Raw genomic sequence first — 16,794 nt, 5'->3', positions numbered from 1 at the left:
GCCGCCGATTATAGCCGACGCCTTGGCCGCAGGCAGCCGCCACCCCGCTCAGGGGGCGATATGCAATCCCAGCATGGCCAGCTTGCCGAAATCGACGGGTTTGGCGAAGTGTTCGTTGAAACCGGCCTGCAGGGCCGCCTGGCGGTCGTGTTCCTGGCCGTAGCCGGTCAGCGCGACGAGCAGGAATTGCTGCGGTATCGGCAGCTGGCGCAGTTTGACGGCCACGTCGTAGCCGCTCATGTCGGGCAGGCCGATGTCGAGAAAGACGATGTCGGGCTTGAATTCCAGCGTGCGCTCGGTGGCTTGCGCGCCCGTGTAGGCCGTGCGCACCGTGTGGCCGTACATTTCCAGCAGTTCGGCCAGGGTATCGGCCGCATCGCGGTTGTCATCGACGACGAGGATGCGCTGGCTGCCGCCGGTGGCGGTCTGCGGCGCTGGTGCTGCCGCCACCGGCACGTTGGCGTCGAGCGGCAGCAGGACTTCGAAGGTGCTGCCCAGCCCTACGCCGGGGCTGCGCACGCTGACCTGGCCGCCGTGCAGGGTCACCAGGTTGCGTACCAGCGACAGGCCGATGCCCAGGCCATCCTGCACCCGGTCGGGCGAGTGGCCGCTCTGCTCGAACAGGTCGAAGATGCTGTCGATGCTGGCAGCGGCGATGCCGATGCCGTTGTCGCTGAGGCGGATGCGCACATTGTCGCCTTCGCGTTCGGCGGTAATGGCGATGCGCCCGCCCGGCGCCGTGAACTTGGCCGCATTGAGCAGCAGGTTGGCGACGATCTGCGACAGGCGCACGGCGTCGCCGCAGACCCACAGTTCTTCCTGGGGCAGGTTCACGTCCAGCGCATGGCCGCGCGCCTCGATGCTGTGCGAACTCGTTTCCAATGCGCTGCGGATGACGCTGGCCAGGCTTACGCTTTCCCATTGCAGCGAGATTTTTCCCTGCGAAATGCGCGACACGTCGAGCAGGTCGTCCACCAGGCGCACCAGGTGATCGGTATGGCGGGCGATGGTGCGGCGCGCATTGTCCTGCACGGCCGGCACGACGGGGTCGAGCTTGCACAGCAGGGCCAGCGCCGTGCGGATGGGGCCCAGCGGGTTGCGCAATTCGTGCGCCAGGGTGGCCAAGAACTCATCCTTGCGGCGATCCACGTCGCGCAGCGCGCGCTCGACGCGGCCCAGGCGCAGCAGCGCCTTGACGTTGGCGATCAGTTCATCGGCCTCGATCGGCTCGACCAGGTAATTGTCGGCGCCGCCGTCCAGGGCGCGGATCTTGTCGGCCGTGCCGATGCAGGAAGCCGACGTTTGCAGCACCAGGATGGTGTTCGTCTCGGCGCCGCCCTTCAACTGGCGGCACACTTCCAGGCCGTTGATGTCGGGCAGCTTGACGTCGAGCAGGATCAGGTTGGGGCGGTCATGGCGGGCGCGCAGCAGCGCGTCGCCACCGTTCGACGCTTCGATGACCTTGAAACCGGCGCGTTGGAGGATGCGCGACTTGGCGTAGCGTGCGCCATCGCTGTCATCGACGTTCAGGATCAGAGCATCGCTGTTGTTATCCGGTAGCATGCGCATTGTCCCAGGTGGTTGTGCCTTGCGGCGGAACCGGCTCTTGCCGGTGGTGGGGATTGCCGATCAGCGCGCGCAGGGTCGCCAGCAATTGCTGGCGCGGCAGCGGCTTGACGTAGTAGGCGTCGGCGCCCAGGGCCAGGCCCTTGCGCACGTCGTCGATCTCGGTGGCGACGATGACGGGCACCTGGCGCCGCAGCGGGTCGTTTTTCAGCTCGGCCAGCCAGTGCCAGGCCGTTTCACCGTGCAGCAGGATATCGAGGATGACGGCGGCGGGGCGCTGCTGTTCCCAGCGCTCCTGCGCCTCGCGCACGCTGCGCGCGGGGACGACGCGAAATTCGCTGCCGGCCAGGAATTTTTCATACAGCAGGCGCACGGGCGGATTGTCTTCCACCACCAGCACGGCGATGCGCTGGTCGTTGCCATTGTCGTTGGCCGGCGCGCATGGCGGCAGGCTGCCTTCGGGCGCATGGTAGCTGGCGGGCAGGACGACGGAAAACAGCGAACCGTGGCCCGGCGTGCTTTCCACGCTCACCGTGCCATTGAGCAGGGTGGCCAGGTTGCGGCACAGGGGCAAGCCCAGGCCCGTGCCCTTGACCTTGCGCTGCATGTGGTTTTCCACCTGGCTGAATTCCTCGAAGATCATCTGCACGTCTTCGGCGGCGATGCCCAGGCCCGTGTCGGAGACGGAAAAGCGGATCGCGTCCTGCTCCGGCAAGGGCGTGGCGCTGACGACAATGGCGCCCGCTTCCGTGAATTTGAGGGCGTTGGAAATGAAGTTGCGCAGGATTTGCGACAGCTTGCCTTCATCCGTGTGGATGTGCAGCGCCGGATCGGGGTCGATGAAGGTCAAGGTGAGCGTATCGGACACCAGCAGCGGGCGCAGCATGCCGCGCAGGGCGCTGAACAGGTCCGCCACCTGGAAACTGTTGGCGTGCACGTCGACCTTGCCCGCCTCGATCTTGGCCAGGTCCAGCAAGTCGTTCACCAGGTCGCTCAGGCTGACGGCGCTTTGCAGGATGAACAGCACCTGTTTTTCCTGCTCTTCCGACAGATCGCCGTCGATGCGGTCGAGCAGCAGCTTGGACAGGGCGCGGATGGAGCTGAGCGGCGTGCGGAATTCATGGCTCATGTTCGACAGGAAGCGCGATTTCATCTGGTCGGCGCGGCGCAGGTGGTCGGCCTTTTCGTCCAGTTCCGCGAACAGCGCCACCACGCCGCGGTTGGTGTCTTCCAGTTCGCGCGTCAGCTGCAGCAGGTCGTCCTGCCGCGTCTTCAGTTCGGCCAGGGTGCTCAGCAGCTCGCGGTTCTGCTGCTGCACTTCCGACAGCGTGATGTCCGGCGGCAGCGCCTGCAGGCTGCCGGACAGCGTGCCGATCTTGCCGCCGTCGAGCAGGGGCGCGTCGCGCGGGAACAGCTTGTGCAGGGTGATCTGCGTGCCGTCGCCCGGCGCGCTGCGGATATGGCAGCGGTCCATCAGGCGCTGCGCGCCCAGGATGCCCAGTCCCATGCCCGTCGGCGAACGGTAGGTGCCGGCCAGTATCTTGTCGAGCTGCGCGATGCCGGGGCCCTGGTCCTCGATGCGGATGCTGAGCACCTGCGGCGCCGTCTGGCCATCGATGGCGAAATGCACCTTGCCGCTGCCGGCGTAGTTGTAGACGTTGCGCGCCAGTTCCGATACGGCCGTGGCGATGCGCACCTGGTCCTGCACGCCGAAGCCGCACAGGGCGGCGATCTGCCGCGCGCGCTGGCGTGCGCCCACCACATCGAGTTCGCTGCCGATATGGGCCGTCAATATGCGTCGTGTCATGTCGTTTCGCTCCTTTCCCCCGTCACGGCCTGCTGTTCCTCGTGTTCGCGCAGGACCACCACCGTGACGTCGTCGCGCCCGCGCGCAAAGTCGCGGTACAGCACGGCGGCGACGAGGCTGGGGTGGCAGTGCGCCAGGCCCGGATACTGTTCCAGGTCCCAGCGCGTGTGCAGGCCGTCGCTATGCATGATCAAGGTCGCGCCAGGCTGCCACGGATAGCAGAATTCCTGCACCTTGCGCAGGTTGCTGCCGACGATGCCGTTGTGCGACAGCAAATGCCGGCGCTGCCGCGCATCGAAGGCGCAGGCGGCGATATTGCCCACGCCCGCGTAGCGCAATTCGTGGCGCGCGCTGTCGATATGCGCCAGGGCCAGGGCCGCGCCGCGCGTGGCGCGCAGGGCGCCGTTGGCCAGCTCGATGAAGGGGGCGGGCAGCGGCGGTAGGCCCGGCGTGTCGTGTTCCAGCAGGGCGCTGGCGCGTTCCGACGCGCGCGCCGCCAGCGGGCCGTGGCCCAGGCCATCGGCCACCATCAGGCTCAGTTCATGGCCTTCGCAGACCACGTTCCAGGCGTCGCCGCATACCTGTTCCGATGCCAGCGGCAGGCACACGGCGCCGATCTGCCAGTTCGGGCTGGCCGGGATGGCGCTGCTGGCGTTCGGCCCCCAGACCACCATCATCAGCACCGTGCCCTTGCCGGGTGCCGTGTACAGGTCGAATTCCTGGCTCAGGCGGCGTATCGCGCCCAATCCCACGCCGTAGGTGCCCGTGGTGGAATGGCCATCCTGCATGTGCTGGCGCACATTTGCCATGCCGGGGCCGTTGTCGATGGCCAGCACTTCGATGCCGCTGGTGCCGCCGCGCAGCACCTTGCGCAGCAGAATTTCGCCGCGCTGCGCGTGCTTGACGATGTTGGTCGCCGCTTCGCTGATGATGATGGCCAGCTGGCCCGTGCGCACGTCGTCGAAGCCGATGTGGCGCGCCAGTTCGTTGCCGGCGCGGCGGGCCGTGGCGATTTCGCTCGGTTCGCCGACGGAAAAACGGCGTTGCCTGGCAATGTCAGGGGCTTGCTCGAGGTGGTTCAAAACAGCTTCCATTTCGCGATGGTGACAGTGGTGCCCGCGCCGGGCGCCGTGTCGATGTGAAAGGCGTCGGCCAGGCGCTTGGCGCCACCCAGCCCCAGTCCCAGCCCGCCGCCGCTGGTATAGCCATCGGTCAGCGCCAGGGGAATATCGTCGATGCCCGGTCCCGCATCGACAAAGCGCAGTTCCAGTCCCTGGCGCGCGCCATCGCAGACGCGCGCGATGCGCGCTTCGCCGCCGCCGCCGTAGCGCAGGGTGTTGCGCGCCAGTTCGCTGGCCGCCGTGATGATCTTGGTCTGTTCGATCAGGCCAAAACCCATGGCGACCATGCTGTCGCGTACCTGTTTGCGCAGCCGTACGACGTCTTCGTCGCTGTGCAGGGGCAGAATCTGCTGCGCACGCTCCTGTGCCTGCGCGCCTAGCACGGCGCCCCCGTCATGCGCATGCGCCGCCCCGTTCCAGCAGCTTGATCCCCCGTTCCACGTTGAGCGCCGTGCTGACGCCTTCCAGGGTCAGGCCCAGTTCCACCAGGGTGATGGCGACGGCCGGCTGCATGCCGACGACGACGGTGCGCGCGTCGAGGATTTTCGCCATCGCCGCCGTGTTGCTGATCATGCGGCCGATGAAGGAATCGACGATGTCGAGCGCGGAAATGTCGATCAGCACGCCCGTGGCGCGGTCCGTCACGATGCGTGTCGTCAGGTCGTCCTGCAAGGTCATCGCCAGGCGGTCGTGCATGTCCACCTGGATCGTCACCAGCAGCAGCCGGCCCATGCGTAAAATGGGGATTCTTTCCATAGGCGCCTCAGTGTTGTTGCTGCTGGTAGGTGATGCTGGAGCCCGTGCGCTTCAGGGCCACGACGAAGGCGTCGGCCAGGGTAGCCTTGGTCATCACGTCTTCCAGGTTCACGCCCAGGTGCACGATGGTTTGCGCGATCTGCGGGCGGATGCCGCTGATGATGCAGTCGGCGCCCATCAGGCGCGCGGCGGCGATGGTTTTCAGCAGATGCTGCGCCACCAGGGTGTCGACCGTGGGCACGCCCGTGATGTCGATGATGGCGATCAGCGCGCCCGTGTCGACGATCTTTTGCAGCAGGCTTTCCATCACCACCTGCGTGCGCGCGCTGTCGAGGGTGCCGATCAGGGGCAGGGCCAGCACGTTTTGCCACAGCTGCACCACGGGCGTGGACAGTTCCAGCAATTCCTGCTGCTGGCGCAATATCACCTGTTCGCGCGCCTTCTGGTAGATGGCGATGGTGAGCAAACCCAGCTCGTCGAACAGCTTGCTGGTGCTGACGATGGCGTCGCCCAGTTCCTGGGGCTGGGCCGTGATTTCCTGGCGCAGGTAGGCGAACAGCGGTTCCTTGAGCGAGAACATGAAGCTGGCCGTGTCGATCGGCGAATAGCCCTGGCGCACGCGCGACTGCGATATTTCCGCCAGCAGCTGGCGCGTATCGTCCCAGGCGCCGCCTTCGATGTCGAACGAGTCGCCGTTTTCCAGCGCGCCCGCCAGCAGCGGCAGGAATTGCGATGCCTGCTGGCGCAGCTCGTTTTCGGCGATCTTGTCGCGCCGCACCAGGCGGGCGATCAGGCCGGCCATCCAGCCGTCCAGCAATGCCGTGTGGTGCGCGTTGATGATGCCGGCCAGTTGCTGCGCCTGGCTCGTGCCCGTCTTGATCGTGTCCGTCTTCATACTCATGCTCATCCTTGGCTGGAGTGGAGGGTGCGGCGCGGCCGCAATCGGGCACGCGCTGTGATGAATAAATTATAGGCAGGCGTGGCCGTAGCTTGTGTTCTGTGCCGCACATAGTGGCGCATGTCGATGTACATTCTTGTGAGAAACATTTGCGCCTTTAAAGATGCATGTAATTTGCATGTTTAAGCGAATTCCGTTACACTGGGAACACTCAACAAGAGAAAAACATCATGAATATCGACAAATTCAAACAGCAGCACCTGGCCATCCTGGCCGCCATCGATGACTTGCGCCAGCTGGCGCGCGGCGGTGTCGCCGCGCAGGCGCAGGCCATTGCCGACCAGATCATCGCCATGAGCGGCTTGATCAAGCTGCACCTGGCCGTCGAGCAGCGCTACCTGTATCCGGCCGCGCAAGCGTGCGGCGTGGCCGAGGTGGCCCGGCTGGGACGCCAGTACGAAAACGAGATGCACGGCATCGCCGGCGCCTACCTGGATTTCGCCGGCCGCTGGAATACGCCCGTGCGCCTGGAAGCCGAACCGGACGCCTTCCGCAGCGAAGCCAATACCGTGCTGCACGCGCTGTTCCAGCGCATGCGGCGCGAAGACCACGATCTGTATCCGGCCATTGAATCGCTGGCCTGACACCGCTTACTAATAAATACACTAATAGATACACAGGAGTTTTACATGCTGACCCAAGAACAACGTGCCATCATCACGGCCACCGTCCCCATCCTCGAGCAGGGCGGCGAAGCGCTGACCCGCCATTTCTACAAGAATCTGTTCCGCGACCATCCCGAAGTGCTGCCGTACTTTAACCAGGCGCACCAGCACAGCGGCGACCAGCAGCGCGCGCTGGCCAATGGCGTATTGATGTATGCCAAGAATATCGACAAGCTTGCCGCGCTGGGCGACCTAGTGGCCACCATCGTCAACAAGCACGTGGCTCTGCAGATTCGCGCCGAGCACTATCCGCTGGTGGGCGCCAGCCTGCTGCAAGCCATCCGTGAAGTGCTGGGCGAAGAAGTGGCCAGCGACGCCGTCATCGATGCCTGGGGTGCGGCCTACGGCCAGCTGGCCGACATCCTGGCCGGCGAGGAAGGGCGCATCTACAAGGCGCAAGCGGCCGCGCCAGGTGGCTGGAGCGGCGCGCGCGACTTTACCGTGCGCGGCAAGAGCGTGGAAAGCGCCGAGATCACCTCCTTCCTGCTGGCGCCCGCCGATGGCCAGCCCGTGCTCGACTTTGCGCCAGGTCAATACATTGGCGTGGTGGCCACCGTCGATGGCGTGCCCATGCGTCGGCAGTACTCCCTGTCCGCCGCCAGCAATGGCCAGACTTACCGCATCAGCGTCAAGCGTGAAGAGGGCGGCAAGGTGTCGAATTTCTTCCACGACCACGTGCAGGCGGGCGACACCGTGCAGCTGACGCCGCCATCGGGCGACTTCGTGCTGACGGAGAGCGACAAGCCGCTGGTGCTGATCAGCGGCGGCGTGGGCATCACGCCCACCCTGGCCATGCTGACGGCGGCCCTGCGCGGCAAGCGTCCCGTGCATTTCATCCACGCGGCGCGCAACCACGGCGTGCATGCATTCCGCGCGCAGATCGATGCACTGGCCGCGCAGCACCCGCAGCTGCAGCGTTATTACTGCTACGCGGAACATGGCGGCGAACACGATGCGCCGGGCGCCGCCGCGCCGGATGCCGTCGGCTTGCTGAATAAAGAGCAGTTGAACAGCTGGCTGCCGGTCTCGCGCGACGTCGACGCCTACTTCCTGGGGCCGCAGCCATTCATGCGGGCCGTCAAGCAATACTTGCGCGAACTGGGCGTGCCGGAACAGCAGACGCACCACGAGTTCTTCGGACCGGCTGCCGCCTTGAATTGATTTTTTGCCTGCCTTGTGTTGTCCCCGCGAGAAAAAACGCTGCCGTAAGGGGCGGGTAAGCCTCGCGCTGTACTGTGAATCCAAGCTCGAAAACAACAGAGCAGCTTTTACATAACAGGAGGCAACACAATGCATGACGATCTCGTTCAAAAAATCAAGAGCGACCCCAACTATCACCAACTGCTCAAGGTGCGTTCCCGCTTTGGCTGGGCGCTGACGGGCCTGATGATGCTGGTGTACTACGGCTACATCCTGCTCATCGCCTTCAACAAGGAATTCCTCGCCACTAAGACGGGCACCGGCGTGATGACCTGGGGCATGCCGATCGGCCTGTTCGTCATCGTGTTTACCGTGCTGGTCACGGGCATCTATGTGCGCCGCGCCAACAAGCAATTCGACGACTTGAGCAACGCCATCCAGGCACGGGTGCAAGCATGAGCGGCACCACATTGACGCAACGCAAACTCTCCTGCCTGGCAAGCCTGGCCTTGCTGGCGGGCGCCAGCAGCAGCGTGCTGGCGGCCGGCGCCGACCTGGGCCAGGCGGTCAAGCAACCGACCAACTGGACGGCGATCATCATGTTCGCCGCCTTCGTCATCTTCACCCTGTTCGTCACCAAGTGGGCGGCCGCGAAGACCAAGTCGGCTTCCGATTTCTACACGGCCGGCGGCGGCATCACGGGCTTCCAGAACGGCCTGGCCATCGCGGGCGACTACATGTCGGCCGCTTCCTTCCTCGGCATTTCCGCCGCCGTCTTTTTGAACGGCTACGATGGCCTGATCTACGCCATCGGCTTTCTCGTCGGCTGGCCCGTCATCACCTTTTTGATGGCAGAGCGCCTGCGCAACCTGGGCCGCTTCACCTTTGCCGACGTGGCCGCCTACCGCTTCAAGCAGGCGCCGATCCGCATTTTCTCCGCGTCCGGCACCCTGGTCGTCGTGGCCTTTTATCTGATCGCGCAGATGGTGGGCGCGGGCCAGCTGATCAAGCTGCTGTTCGGCCTGGAATACTGGATCGCCGTCGTCCTGGTCGGCACCCTGATGATGATCTACGTGCTGTTTGGCGGCATGACGGCCACCACCTGGGTGCAGATCATCAAGGCTGTGATGCTGCTGGGCGGCGCCACCTTCATGGCCGTGGCCGTGCTGGCGCAGTTCAACTTCAGCCCGGAAGCGCTGTTCGCCAAGTCGGTGGACGTGCACGCCACCAAGGAAGCCATCATGGGCCCCGGTTCCTTCATCAAGGATCCTATTTCCGCCATTTCGTTCGGCATGGCGCTGATGTTCGGTACGGCCGGCTTGCCGCACATCCTGATGCGTTTCTTCACGGTGCCCAGCGCCAAGGAAGCGCGCAAATCCGTGTTCTGGGCCACCACCTGGATCGCCTACTTCTACATTCTGACCTTTATCATCGGCTTTGGCGCCATCGTGCTGGTGAGCACGAATCCCGAGTTCAAGGATGCTGCAGGTAAATTGCTGGGTGGTAACAACATGGCGGCCGTGCACCTGGCCAAGGCCGTGGGCGGCAACGTCTTCCTCGGCTTCATGTCGGCTGTCGCGTTTGCCACCATCCTGGCCGTCGTGGCGGGCTTGACCCTGTCGGGCGCGTCGGCCGTGTCGCACGACCTGTATGCCACCGTCATCAAGAAGGGCAAGGCCACGGGCGCCAATGAATTGAAAGTGTCGCGCGTGACGACGATCGTGCTGGGCATTATCGCCGTGGTGCTGGGCATCGCCTTTGAAAAGCAGAACATCGCCTTCATGGTTTCGCTGGCCTTCGCCATCGCCGCCTCGGCCAACTTCCCCGTGCTGTTCATGTCGGTGCTGTGGAAGGATTGCACCACGCGGGGCGCCACCATCGGCGGCTTCCTGGGCTTGATCACGGCCGTCGCGCTGACGGTGGTGTCGAAGTCCGTGTGGGTCGACGTGCTGGGTCATGGCGAAGCGCTGTTCCCGTATGCCTCGCCGGCGCTGTTCTCGATGACGGCCGGCTTCGTCGGCATCTGGCTGTTCTCGGTGCTCGACAAGAGCCCGCGCGCGCGCATCGACCGCGCCGGTTACGAAGCGCAGCAAATGCGTTCGGAAACGGGTATCGGCGCGGCAGGCGCCAGCGCGCATTGATGTAAATAGGAGTTGCTGAAGGAAACAATGCCCGGTTCGCCGGGCATTGTCGTTTCTGGCGCGCTTACTTTGCCACGCGCAGGGGGATGACGCCCGCCGCCAGCGCCGGCGCGCCCGGCGTCGCGTCGAGTATCGATGCCAGCGTCACCGTGTCGAGCACGGCCAGGAAGGCGGCCGTGGCCTGGTCCAGCTTGGCCTTCAGCAGGCAATCGGGCGTGAGCGGACAGGTATTATTTTCCTTGTTGAAACATTCCGCCATGAAAAAATCGTTTTCCGTTTCGCGCACGACGGTGCCGATATTGATCTCGGCCGGGTCGCGCGCCAGGCGCAGGCCGCCATTTCTCCCACGCACCGTTTCCACGATGCCCGACAGGCCCAGCTGGTGCACCACCTTCATCAAATGATTTTTCGAGATGGAATGCAGGTCGGCAATGTCCTGGATGGTCACGAGCCGGTCGCGGTGCACGCCCAGGTACATCAGGGTGCGCAGGGTGTAGTCAGTGTAGGCAGTCAGTCGCATGGGATATCGTTCATAAGATGTGGATTACATCCTTGTTTCAGCCGCCAGCATACAGGAGAGCGCCGGCCATGTGTGTTGCGCCGTCACTTTTCAGCCTCGAAAGACAAAAGTTGATTGCCTTTCGCTTAAATGCGTAGTAAATTTTCATATTGTTGCCATGGCAAACAGCTCGTAAGCCCTTGTCGGCCCTTTGGATATGATTTTTATTGATGGAAATCAAGAGGATGGTGAAGCAATAAGGTAAATTTACTACAAATTCGACGATGGGCGTTTCCCGGGCCGGGAAGCGCGTACTACGCAATCTGTGCGGTGCCGCCGTGGCCGCCCCAGGAAATGAATACCATGCAAATGAATGAAGTGAAAGACGAGCTGCTGAGCAGCGATATCCGCCAGCTGGGCCGTCTGCTGGGCGACGCCATCCGCAACCACCTGGGCGACCCCGCCTTCGAACGCATCGAACATGTGCGCCAGCTGGCCATCCGTTTCCGCCGCGACAATGATGAAGCGGCGCGCGCGCAGCTGTCGGACGCGCTGCAAGCGCTGTCGCAGGAAGAAACCACGCAATTGACGCGCGCTTTCAGCTATTTCTCGCTGCTGGCCAATATTGCGGAAGATCAACATCACATCCGCCGCACGCGCGCCCATCTGATCGCCGGCTCGCCGCCGCGCCAGGGTAGCCTCAGCCATGCCGTCGGCAATGTGTTTGACGCGGGCAAGGCCGATGCGCTGGAAACGTTCTTCGACGATGCGTTCGTCAGCCCCGTCTTCACGGCGCATCCGACGGAAGTGCAGCGCAAGAGCATCCAGAATTGCCAGATGGCTATCGCGCGCCTGTTGAGCGAGCGCGACCGCGTGCAAATGACGCCGGAAGAAGCGGAACAGAACGAAGAAGCGCTGGGCCGCGGCATCGTCACCCTGTGGCAGACGCGTCTGTTGCGCACGAGCAAGCTGTCCGTCATGGATGAAGTGGCCAATGGCCTGTCGTTCTACGACCACACGATCTTGCGCGAATTGCCGAAATTGTATTCCTCGCTGGAAACCATGCTGGCCCAGCGCGATGCCCGCTGGGAAGATGCGGAATTGCCCAATTTCATGAAGGTCGGCAGCTGGATAGGCGGCGACCGCGACGGCAATCCGTTCGTCACGGCCGACATCCTGCGCAGCACCTTGCAGACGCAGGCCGACAAGGTACTCGATTTTTACCTGGGCGAATTGCGCAAGCTCGCTTCGCAACTGTCGCTGGCGCAAATACTCAATGCCTGCAGCGAGCCGCTGCGCGCGCTGGCGGAACGCTCGGCCGACGCCTCGCCGCACCGCGTCGACGAGCCGTACCGCCGCGCCTTGCACGGCATCCATGCGCGCCTGGATGCCACGCGGGTCGTGCTGTCCAAGAAGGGTGACAATGCCGGCAAGCAGGCCGACGGCGTGCAGCCATACGCCGCGGCATCTGAGCTGCTGGCCGACCTGGACGTGGTCCAGCATTCGCTGGTCAGCAATGGCTTGCGTGCGCTGGCGCGTGGCCGGCTGCGCCAGCTGCGCCGCGCCGTCAAGGTGTTCGGCTTTTCGCTGGCGCCGCTCGATTTGCGCCAGAATTCCGACGTGCACGAGCGCGTCGTGGGCGAACTGTTCGCGGGCGCCCAGCCTGGCCTCGTCTACCTGGATCTCGATGAAGAGCAACGCATCAGCTTGCTGTTGGCCGAACTGGAGTCGCCACGCCTGCTGACGTCGCCGTATGCGCAGTACTCGGAGGAAACGACGTCCGAACTCGACATCTTCCGCGCCGTGCGCGAGGCCCATGTCAAATATGGCAAGGAATCGGTGCCGAACTGCATCATTTCCAAGGCGGCCAGCGTCTCGGACTTGCTGGAAGTGGCCTTGCTGCTCAAGGAAGTGGGCTTGCTGCGCCAGGACAGCCGCGAAGTGGACGTCAACATCATCCCCCTGTTCGAAACCATAGCCGACTTGCGCGCCGGTCCCGCCATCATGGCGCGCGCCTTCGGCTTGCCGTTCTACCGTGGCTTGCTGGCATCGCGCGCGGACCAGCAGGAAGTCATGCTCGGCTACTCGGACAGCAACAAGGACGGCGGCTTTTTGACGTCCGGCTGGGAACTTTACAAGGCCGAGATCGAGCTGGTGACGGTCTTCAAACAGTATCAAATCAAGCTGCGATTGTTCCACGGCCGCGGCGGTTCCGTGGGACGCGGCGGCGGACCCAGCTACGAAGCCATCCTGGCCCAGCCGGCCGGCGCCGTGCAGGGACAGATCCGATTGACGGAGCAGGGCGAAGTCATTACGGCCAAGTATGCGAACCCGGAAGTAGGGCGCCGCAACCTGGAAGTGCTGGTGGCCGCCACCATCCAGTCGACCCTTCTGCCGCAGGCGCAATTGCAGCCGAAAGCCTCGGCCGGCGCGGGCCACCTGGCTGCCATGGAAGAGCTGTCCGGCACGGCCCTGAACGCCTACCGCGACCTCGTGTATGGCACGGAGGGTTTCGAGCAGTATTTCTGGGAATCGACGGTGATCGCGGAAATTGCCGCGCTGAATATCGGCAGCCGTCCCGCCTCGCGCAAGAAATCCACGTCCATCGAGGATTTGCGCGCCATTCCCTGGGTCTTGAGCTGGGCGCAATGCCGTTTGATGCTGCCGGGCTGGTTCGGTTTCGGTTCCGCCGTGCAAGCCTACCTGGCCGCCCACCCGGCCGACGGGGCGGACGTGCTGCGCGGCATGTACACGGATTGGCCTTTCTTCACGTCCCTGCTGTCGAACATGGACATGGTGCTGGCCAAGAGCGATATCGCCATCGCCGGCAAGTATGCGGAACTGGTCAAGGACAAGGCCTTGCGCGACGCCATCTTCACGCGCATCCGCGCCGAATACGCGGCCACCCTGGACGCCCTGAAACTGATCACGGGCCAGGAAGAGTTGCAGCAAGCCAATCCGCTGATGCAGCGCTCGATACGCAACCGTTTCCCGTACATCGATCCGCTCAACCACGTGCAGGTGGAATTGCTGAAACGCTTCCGCGAGGGCAAGCAGGACGCAGCGGCGCGCACGGGCATCCATTTGTCGATCAATGGCATCGCGGCGGGACTGAGAAATAGTGGTTAAGTAAGTCATTCAAACAATATCAAGGAGACAGCATGACCATCAAAGTTGCCATCAATGGCTATGGCCGCATCGGCCGCAATGTCTTGCGCGCGTTTTATGAAGGCGGCAAGCAGCAGGATATCGAAATCGTCGCCATCAACGACCTGGGCGACGCCAAGTCGAATGCGCATTTGACGCGCTACGACACGGTGCACGGCAAGTTTCCCGGCGTCGTCACCATCGACGGCGACAATATGCTCGTCAATGGCGACCGCATCCGCGTCTTCGCGCAGCGCGACCCGGCCCTGATCCCCTGGGGCGAACTCGGTGTCGACGTGGTGCTCGAATGCACGGGTTTCTTCACCACCAAGGAAAAAGCGTCGGCCCACTTGAAGGGTGGCGCAAAGAAAGTCATCATTTCCGCGCCGGGCGGCAAGGACGTGGACGCCACCATCGTGTTCGGCGTCAACCAGCACGTCTTGAAAGCCTCGGATACGGTCATTTCGAATGCTTCGTGCACGACGAACTGCCTCGCGCCCTTGGTGAAACCGCTCAACGACGCCATCGGCATCGAATCGGGCCTGATGACCACCGTGCACGCCTACACGAATGACCAGGTGCTGTCCGACGTGATGCATGAAGACTTGCGCCGCGCCCGTTCAGCCACGCATTCGATGATCCCCACCAAGACGGGCGCGGCGGCCGCTGTCGGCCTCGTCTTGCCGGAACTGAATGGCAAGCTCGACGGCTTTGCCGTGCGCGTGCCGACGATCAACGTCTCGCTGGTCGACCTGTCCTTCATCGCCAAGCGCGATACGACCGTCGAGGAAGTCAACGCCTTGCTGAAAACGGCGTCGGAAGGCGCCTTGAAGGGTATTTTGACGTACCAGACGGAACCGCTCGTTTCCATCGATTTCAACCATAACCCGGCCTCGTCGAACTTCGATTCGACCCTGACCAAGGTTTCGGGCCGCCTCGTGAAAGTGTCGTCGTGGTACGACAACGAGTGGGGCTTCTCGAACCGCATGTTGGACACCACGGTCGCCCTGATGGCGGCCAAGTAAGAACGTAGTACCGCTGATCCAGCGCACCAGGACGGCCGGCCCACAAGGCCGGCCCTTGTAGCAGCACGAACTTTATAGAAAGCAGCACACCATGACCATGCAAGTACAGCAACGCGCCACCAAGATCGTTTCCACCATCGGCCCCGCTTCGAACGATATCGATACCCTGGTCCGCATGTTCAAGGCCGGCGTCGACGTCGTGCGCCTGAACTTTTCGCATGGCAAGGCGCAAGACCATATCGACCGCGCCCGCATGGTGCGCGAAGCGGCAGCCCTGTGCGGCCGCGAAGTGGCCATCATGGCCGACTTGCAAGGCCCGAAGATTCGCGTTGGCAAGTTTGAAGAAGGCAAGATCCTCCTGGAAAACGGCGCCAAGTTCATCCTCGACGCGAAATGGGGCGAAAACGGCGAATTGGGCAACATCGAGCGCTGCGGCCTCGACTACAAGGAATTGCCGCGCGACTTGCGCGCCGCTGACGTATTGTTGCTCAACGATGGCCTCATCGTCTTGACGGTGGACAAGGTCGTCGGCAGCGAAATCCACACGACGGTGAAAATCGGCGGCGAATTGTCGAACAACAAGGGCATCAACCGCCAGGGCGGCGGCTTGTCGGCACCGGCCCTGACGGCGAAAGACATGGAAGATGTCAAGACGGCGATGAGTTTCCAGGCCGATTACGTGGCCGTGTCCTTCCCGAAAAACGCCACCGACATGGTCATGGCGCGCCAGCTGGCCAATATCGCCGGCGAAGCGTGGGACCACAAGCCGATGATGATCGCCAAGATCGAGCGCGCGGAAGCTATTCCTGCGCTGCAAGAAATTCTCGACGCGTCCGACGGCATCATGGTGGCCCGCGGCGACCTGGCGGTCGAGGTGGGCAATGCGGCCGTGCCGGCCCTGCAAAAGCGCATGATCAAGATGGCGCGCGCGTCGAACAAGCTGGCGATCACGGCCACGCAGATGATGGAATCGATGATCGTCAACGCCGTGCCGACCCGCGCGGAAGTGTCCGACGTGGCCAATGCCGTGCTGGACGGCACGGATGCCGTCATGACGTCGGCGGAAACGGCCTCGGGCCGCTATCCGATCGAAACGGTGGAAGCGATGGCCGCCATCTGCCTGGACGCGGAAAAGTGGGATACCTGCAAGCTGGATGCCGATTTCCTCAATGCCACGTTCTCGCGCATCGACCAGTCGATCGCCTACGGCGCCCTGTTTACGGCCCATCATCTGCGCGTAAAAGCCATCGCCACCCTGACGGAATCGGGTTCCACGGCGCTGTGGATGAGTCGTTGCAACATCGACATCCCCATCGTCGCGCTGACCCCGAGCGTGGGCACGCGCCGCAAGCTGGCCCTGTACCGCAACGTCAGCACCCTGGAATTGACGTCGGGCACGGACCGCGACAAGGTCTTGCAACAGGCGGAAGATTTGCTGGTGGAACATAAAGTCGTGGCCAAGGGCGATACCGTCGTGCTGACCTGGGGCGAGCCGATGGGCAAGGTCGGCGGCACGAATGCGCTGAAGATCATGAAGATCGGCCAGCACTGACCGCATCGCCGGCCGGCCGCCGCCTGCAGTCTTAAGAATGACTGAAAGCGGGGTGCCTGGCCGCCCATCGCAATGGCAGATGCCTGATTTGCCATTGCGATGGCCACATTTCCGTGTCAGCATGGTTTCCTGCCTTCCAAGGCGCTTCCGGAGTTCATGATGACTACCTACCTGCCGGCCCTGATCTGGTCCCTGTCGGCCTTCGCTTGTCTCTTCATCGCCAAACGCCGTTCCTTGAAAACAACTGCCGTCAGGGCCATCCTGGTGGTATTTCTGGGGCCGTTTGCCATTCCCTTCGTGCTGGCGGCCAAGTCCGGGAAACCCCATCCAGCGTAACCGATCGCCACGGCAAGCGATACGCGCTGAGCGGCCAGCCGCCGCGCTGAAACAACAGTTTGCCGGACGGGACGGGCGCCG

15 protein-coding genes are annotated in these 16,794 nt (G+C 63.4%); 8 read left to right on the top strand and 7 right to left on the bottom strand.

Translation table 11 applies throughout. The annotated features are described in order from the left end of the window. Positions 1–48: 48 nt before the first annotated feature. From O3299_RS08510 to O3299_RS08485, 6 genes are read right to left on the bottom strand one after another with little or no spacing between them, the layout of a single operon-like run. Positions 49–1,563: a response regulator gene (locus O3299_RS08510; protein ID WP_305062059.1), complete on the bottom strand. Its 1,515-nt coding sequence runs from the start codon at positions 1,561–1,563 to the stop codon at positions 49–51. Next, positions 1,550–3,373, bottom strand: coding sequence for an ATP-binding protein (locus tag O3299_RS08505; protein ID WP_305062058.1), 1,824 nt, complete (start codon positions 3,371–3,373; stop codon positions 1,550–1,552). The genes O3299_RS08510 and O3299_RS08505 overlap by 14 nt, the downstream gene beginning before the upstream one ends. Next, positions 3,370–4,455, bottom strand: a complete 1,086-nt coding sequence (locus O3299_RS08500; RefSeq protein WP_305062057.1) for an ATP-binding SpoIIE family protein phosphatase — start codon at positions 4,453–4,455, stop codon at positions 3,370–3,372. Before O3299_RS08500 ends, O3299_RS08505 begins: the two co-directional genes overlap by 4 nt. Continuing rightward, positions 4,452–4,877 carry an ATP-binding protein gene (locus O3299_RS08495; RefSeq protein WP_305062056.1) on the bottom strand — a complete coding sequence of 142 codons (426 nt, stop codon included), beginning with the start codon at positions 4,875–4,877 and terminating at the stop codon, positions 4,452–4,454. The genes O3299_RS08500 and O3299_RS08495 overlap by 4 nt, the downstream gene beginning before the upstream one ends. A gap of 10 nt (positions 4,878–4,887) precedes the next feature. After that, the gene (locus O3299_RS08490) at positions 4,888–5,250 is read right to left on the bottom strand and encodes an STAS domain-containing protein (protein WP_099667758.1); all 363 of its coding nucleotides are present in this window, start codon (positions 5,248–5,250) and stop codon (positions 4,888–4,890) included. Between the two features lie 7 nt (positions 5,251–5,257). Next, positions 5,258–6,151 (bottom strand): STAS domain-containing protein, encoded by an 894-nt coding sequence (locus O3299_RS08485; RefSeq protein ID WP_305062055.1) that lies wholly within the window; start codon positions 6,149–6,151, stop codon positions 5,258–5,260. Positions 6,152–6,378: 227 nt separating this feature from the next. Between O3299_RS08485 and O3299_RS08480 the strand changes: the two genes are divergently transcribed. The 4 genes from O3299_RS08480 (at position 6,379) to O3299_RS08465 (ending at position 10,154) form a co-directional block, all read left to right on the top strand. After that, positions 6,379–6,792, top strand: coding sequence for a hemerythrin domain-containing protein (locus O3299_RS08480; protein WP_289907149.1), 414 nt, complete (start codon positions 6,379–6,381; stop codon positions 6,790–6,792). 45 nt (positions 6,793–6,837) lie between these two features. Further along, the gene (gene hmpA / locus O3299_RS08475; protein WP_305062054.1) at positions 6,838–8,034 is read left to right on the top strand and encodes an NO-inducible flavohemoprotein; all 1,197 of its coding nucleotides are present in this window, start codon (positions 6,838–6,840) and stop codon (positions 8,032–8,034) included. A gap of 129 nt (positions 8,035–8,163) precedes the next feature. Next, complete coding sequence (locus O3299_RS08470) at positions 8,164–8,472, top strand: DUF485 domain-containing protein (protein WP_305062053.1); 309 nt, start codon at positions 8,164–8,166, stop codon at positions 8,470–8,472. Continuing rightward, on the top strand, positions 8,469–10,154 hold the full coding sequence (locus tag O3299_RS08465; protein ID WP_289897696.1) for a cation acetate symporter: 1,686 nt from the start codon (positions 8,469–8,471) through the stop codon (positions 10,152–10,154). Before O3299_RS08470 ends, O3299_RS08465 begins: the two co-directional genes overlap by 4 nt. A 64-nt stretch (positions 10,155–10,218) precedes the next feature. Here O3299_RS08465 and O3299_RS08460 read toward each other — a convergent pair whose 3' ends face one another. Further along, positions 10,219–10,674: an Rrf2 family transcriptional regulator gene (locus O3299_RS08460; protein ID WP_305062052.1), complete on the bottom strand. Its 456-nt coding sequence runs from the start codon at positions 10,672–10,674 to the stop codon at positions 10,219–10,221. Positions 10,675–11,016: 342 nt separating this feature from the next. On the opposite strand from O3299_RS08460, the gene ppc reads away from it, so the two are divergent. From ppc to O3299_RS08440, 4 genes are all read left to right on the top strand, one after another. Next, entirely contained in the window at positions 11,017–13,782 is a 2,766-nt protein-coding gene (gene ppc, locus O3299_RS08455; RefSeq protein WP_305062051.1) for a phosphoenolpyruvate carboxylase, read from the top strand. A gap of 32 nt (positions 13,783–13,814) precedes the next feature. After that, positions 13,815–14,825 (top strand): type I glyceraldehyde-3-phosphate dehydrogenase, encoded by a 1,011-nt coding sequence (gap, locus tag O3299_RS08450; RefSeq protein WP_099667765.1) that lies wholly within the window; start codon positions 13,815–13,817, stop codon positions 14,823–14,825. Positions 14,826–14,916: 91 nt separating this feature from the next. Further along, complete coding sequence (pyk, locus tag O3299_RS08445; protein ID WP_305062050.1) at positions 14,917–16,377, top strand: pyruvate kinase; 1,461 nt, start codon at positions 14,917–14,919, stop codon at positions 16,375–16,377. A 156-nt stretch (positions 16,378–16,533) separates the two neighbouring features. Beyond that, on the top strand, positions 16,534–16,713 hold the full coding sequence (locus tag O3299_RS08440) for a hypothetical protein (protein ID WP_305062049.1): 180 nt from the start codon (positions 16,534–16,536) through the stop codon (positions 16,711–16,713). Positions 16,714–16,794 lie beyond the last annotated feature (81 nt).

The organism is Janthinobacterium sp. SUN176 (genome assembly GCF_030587335.1).
Taxonomy (GTDB): domain Bacteria; phylum Pseudomonadota; class Gammaproteobacteria; order Burkholderiales; family Burkholderiaceae_D; genus Janthinobacterium; species Janthinobacterium kumbetense.
The sequence above is the reverse complement of the archived record's forward strand: the minus strand, read 5'-3'. Positions and strand labels throughout refer to the sequence as shown.